Source organism: Streptomyces sp. BE303 (genome assembly GCF_036290945.1).
GTDB lineage: Bacteria > Actinomycetota > Actinomycetes > Streptomycetales > Streptomycetaceae > Kitasatospora.
Genome location: NZ_JAQYWZ010000886.1, coordinates 1 through 4,128 on the forward strand (window position 1 = coordinate 1; position 4,128 = coordinate 4,128).

Here is a 4,128-nt window from a genome sequence, read left to right on the forward strand (position 1 = left end):
GCCCCACACCTCCGACGAGGTCCGCGAAGCACTCCAACTCGGCCCCGACACCCCCGTCGTCACCCTCGACGCCCGACGCCGGGACAGCGCCAAGAGCGCCCTCATCACCCTCGTCGAACACGCCCTCCTCGCCCGCCTCCGCTGAGCGGAACCCGCAGGTCGGCAGCCCCGGCGCCCCGCTGTCACGGCGGAGCGCCGGGGCCTGTCCGCTTGCGGGGAGATGTCGTCCGGACGCCGCGCGCAAGACCCCCGCATAAGCGGCGGATAACAGTTCGGTAGGCATTTCGTGATCAACAATGACTGTTTGTAGCGAATCAGCATCACTCAGCGCCAGAAGACCACAGTTTTACACCGTCATGTCGGTGAATGTCCCAATTGCGCCCTGCATGGCGCTGACCGGCAGCTGTTTGTCCCCCATCCCTGCACGTGCTGAAATTCCAGCTACCCCTGCATCCATATCGGCCACCGCTCCCCGGAACGGACGGGCCTCCAGGGGTAGCGCTGGATTGATCCATGGCCGGCTGTCGGCCGAGAGGTAGTTGTCGAGTGAGGCGTAAGCAGCAGGTCGCCCCGCAGCGGCGCTCCGAGCCCCGCCAGAGCGAGCCGAACGGCACCGCACCGGACCCGGCGGGGTTCTCGGCGTTCACGCCGACCGAGGAACGGCCACCGGCCGCCCCCACACCACAGCAGCTGGGTCCCGCCAAGGACCGCACGGGCGGCTCCGGCGCGGACGACACCGGCGGCAAGGGCGGCAGCCGGTACGACTTCCTGCGCCCGCGCAACTGGCGCGTGCCGGCCCGTCTGATCGCGATTCTGCTGATCCCGGTCACCATCGGCCTGATCTTCGGCGGTCTGCGCGTCAACACCTCGTTCGACGGCTTCATCAAGGCCGACCGCGCCCAGCGGACCGCCACCCTCGCCAAGGCCGCCACCGAGCTGGCCGAGGCGCTGGAGAGCGAGCGCGACAAGACCCTCATACCGCTGCTCACCAAGCAGGACCCGAACAACGAGGTCACCAAGGCGCGCTCGACCACCGACGCCGCCCTCAAGGCCTACTACGCGGCCTACGAGGCCAGCGACAAGTCCGGCGAGCTCCCGCGCCGCCACGACGCCTTCCAGGGCGTCGTCGTCGCCCTGCCGCACCTGCGCGCCAACGCCTACAGCCCGGACCTGTTCGCCTCCGCGACCACCTCCGCGTACTCGGTGATGCTGGCCCCGCTGCTGGCCTACGACAACTCGGTCGGCCTCGGCTCCTCCAACCTCACCAGCAAGGGCCGCTCGATCTACGCCATGTCGCTGGCGAAGGCCTCCGCCTCGACCCAGCGCGCGCTGATGCTGCACCTGCTGGTCGGCATCTCCGCGGGTGCCACCACCCGGTACGAGAACGCGGACCTGATCCAGCAGCTGCTGGTCGCCCAGCGCCTGGAGCACACCGCGCTGTCCGAGTTCAACACCGGCAGCGCCCCCGAGGACGCCCGCCGCTACTCGGACGCCCAGGTCGCCCAGGCCAACGCCGACCAGCGCGCCGCCTACCGGATGCCCAACGGCACCGCCCCCACCATGCAGGGCCTGCTCAACCTCGGCGCCGCCTACAGCCAGGCCGCCGCGATCGGCCAGGCCCAGGGCAAGGACGCCGCGGACCGGGCGTACAAGGAGGCCAAGGACTCCGGTCTGACGCCGGAGAACTGGAACCAGGCCGCCAACACCCACATCACCAGCCTCCGCGCCACCGAGGTCGTGCTGCTGGACGACGTGCTCCAGGACGCCGCGGCGCTGCGTGACAACGCGCGCTTCGACGCCGTCCTCAACGCGCTGATCGTGCTCGCGTCGCTGATCCTCGCCGGTGTGCTCACCGGCTACGTGGCCCGCTCGATGATTCTCGGCATGCGGACCCTGCGCAACGCCGCCCTGGAGATCGCCGACCACCGTCTGCCCGACCTGGTCGAGAAGCTCTCCAAGACCGACCCCGACCGGGTCGACACCAACATCAACCCGATCCCGCTGCACGGCAAGGACGAGATCGGCGAGGTCGCCCGGGCCTTCGACCAGGTCCACCGGCAGGCGGTCGCACTCGCCGCCGAGCAGGCGCTGCTGCGAGGGAACGTCAACGCGATCTTCACCAACCTGTCGCGCCGCAGCCAGGGCCTCATCCAGCGCCAGCTGGCGCTGATCACCGACCTGGAGAACAACGAGGCCGACCCGGACCAGCTGGAGAACCTCTTCAAGCTGGACCACCTCGCGACCCGTATGCGCCGCAACGGTGAGAACCTGCTCGTCCTCGCGGGCGAGGAGGCCGGCCGCCGCTGGAACACCCCGGTCCCGCTGGTCGACGTGCTCCGCGCCGCCGCCTCCGAGGTGGAGCAGTACGAGCGCGTCGAGCTCTCCGGCATCCCCGAGGCCGAGGTCGTCGGCGCCGCCGTGACCGACCTCGTCCACCTGCTCGCCGAGCTGCTGGAGAACGCCACCTCGTTCTCCAGCCCGCAGACCCGGGTGCTGGTCAACGCCACCCGCCTGCCGGACGGCCGGGTGCTGGTCGAGATCCACGACAAGGGCATCGGCCTCACCGCCGAGGACTTCGCCGAGATCAACGAGAAGCTGGCCGAGCCGCCCACGGTCGACGCCACCATCTCCCGCCGCATGGGCCTCTTCGTGGTCGGCCGGCTCTCCCAGCGGCACGACATCCGCGTCCAGCTCCGCCCGTCCGGCGAGTCGGCCGGCACCACCTCGCTGGTCATGATGCCGCCGTTCCTGACCCACATGGCCGCGGCGCCGGAGCCGGAGGAGCAGTTCACCGTCTCCCGGATCTTCGCCGACCAGGAGCCGACCGCCGACTGGGCCGCCCCCGGCCGGGACGAGGCCCGCAGCGCCGCCGAGCTGGGCTTCGACGACCACCTCACCGGCACCGGCAGCGCCGGCTCCTCCGGCTTCAGCCCCGCCCTGGAGGCGGTCCAGCGCTCGCAGCGCCTGGACCAGGTCCGCCGGGCCGCGCTGGAGGTCGGACCGCAGTCCGGCCAGGAGCCGCCGGTGCTCGACGCCGAGGTCGACGACGAGTACCCCCCGTACGGTCGCCGCAACGACGAGGTCTACGGCCAGGACGGGCAGTACCCGCAGCAGGGCTACGACCAGACCTACGCCGACGACCAGTACAACTACGGCCAGGACGGGTACGACGGCAACGGCTACCAGCAGGACGGCTACGACCAGTACCCGCAGCAGGGCTACGACCAGTCCGGCTACGGCGACGAACAGTACGGCCGGCAGGAGTACCAGGGCCAGGACCTCCAGGTCCAGGGCCAGGGCTACGACGGGTACGACGGGTACGGCTACCAGCAGGACGGCCAGGGGGCCGAGGAGGCCCCGGCCGGCCACCCGTACGCCCCGGAGCAGCCCGCGCTGCCCGCCGCCGACCCCGCCCCCGCCCCCGCCACGCTGGCGTCCGGGCTGCCCCAGCGCCGCCCCGGCCAGCAGCTGGCCGGCGGCGGGTTCCCGTCCGGGCCGGCCGACGCCGGTCAGGGCGGCGAGAGCCCGAACTGGTTCGCCGGTGCCAAGGACACCTCCGCGCCGGCCGAGCCGCGCGGCCACGAGGTGTCCGCGCTCGGCGGGTACGGGCCCACCGGCCCGACCGGCGCGGGAAGCGCCGCCTGGCAGTCGCCCAACGACGGCAACTGGCAGCGCGCCGAACAGCTCCGCGAGCCCTCTTCCAGCGGCACCACCCCGTCCGGACTCCCCCGGCGGGTACCCAAGCAGAACCTGGTGGCCGGCAACGCCAAGCCCACCCCACAGGATGGGCCGCAGGTCTCCCGTTCGCCCGAGGAGGTCCGTGGACGTCTCACGAACCTGCGCCGCGGTGTCGAGCAGGGCCGTAGCGCAGGCGGCACCGGAAGCTTCCGGATCGACCCCGATCAGGTAGACCAGTCCGGCAACGGACAGCAGAATCGCAGCACCGATCTCTTCGGCGGCTCGAACCACCAGGAGCGTTGAGTTGAGTCAGATGAGCCAGGCCGCACAGAACCTGAACTGGCTGATCACCAATTTCGTGGACAACACCCCCGGGGTGTCGCACACGGTGGTGGTCTCCGCGGACGGCCTCCTGCTGTGCATGTCCGAAGGGTTCCCCCGCGACCGCGC

General features: G+C 71.3%; 2 protein-coding genes and 1 pseudogene. All 3 read left to right on the top strand.

Going from position 1 to position 4,128, the window contains the following annotated elements; translation table 11 throughout:
• Window positions 1-145, top strand: a pseudogene (locus tag PUR56_RS33530) (ATP-binding protein); the annotation flags it as partial.
• A gap of 401 nt (window positions 146-546) precedes the next feature.
• A complete protein-coding gene (locus PUR56_RS33535; RefSeq protein WP_329951701.1) occupies window positions 547-3,981 on the top strand; it encodes a nitrate- and nitrite sensing domain-containing protein in 3,435 nt (1,144 codons plus the stop codon).
• Between the two features lie 10 nt (window positions 3,982-3,991).
• Window positions 3,992-4,128, top strand: a 137-nt coding sequence (locus PUR56_RS33540; RefSeq protein WP_329882915.1) for a roadblock/LC7 domain-containing protein, incomplete at its 3' end; no start/stop codon positions are given.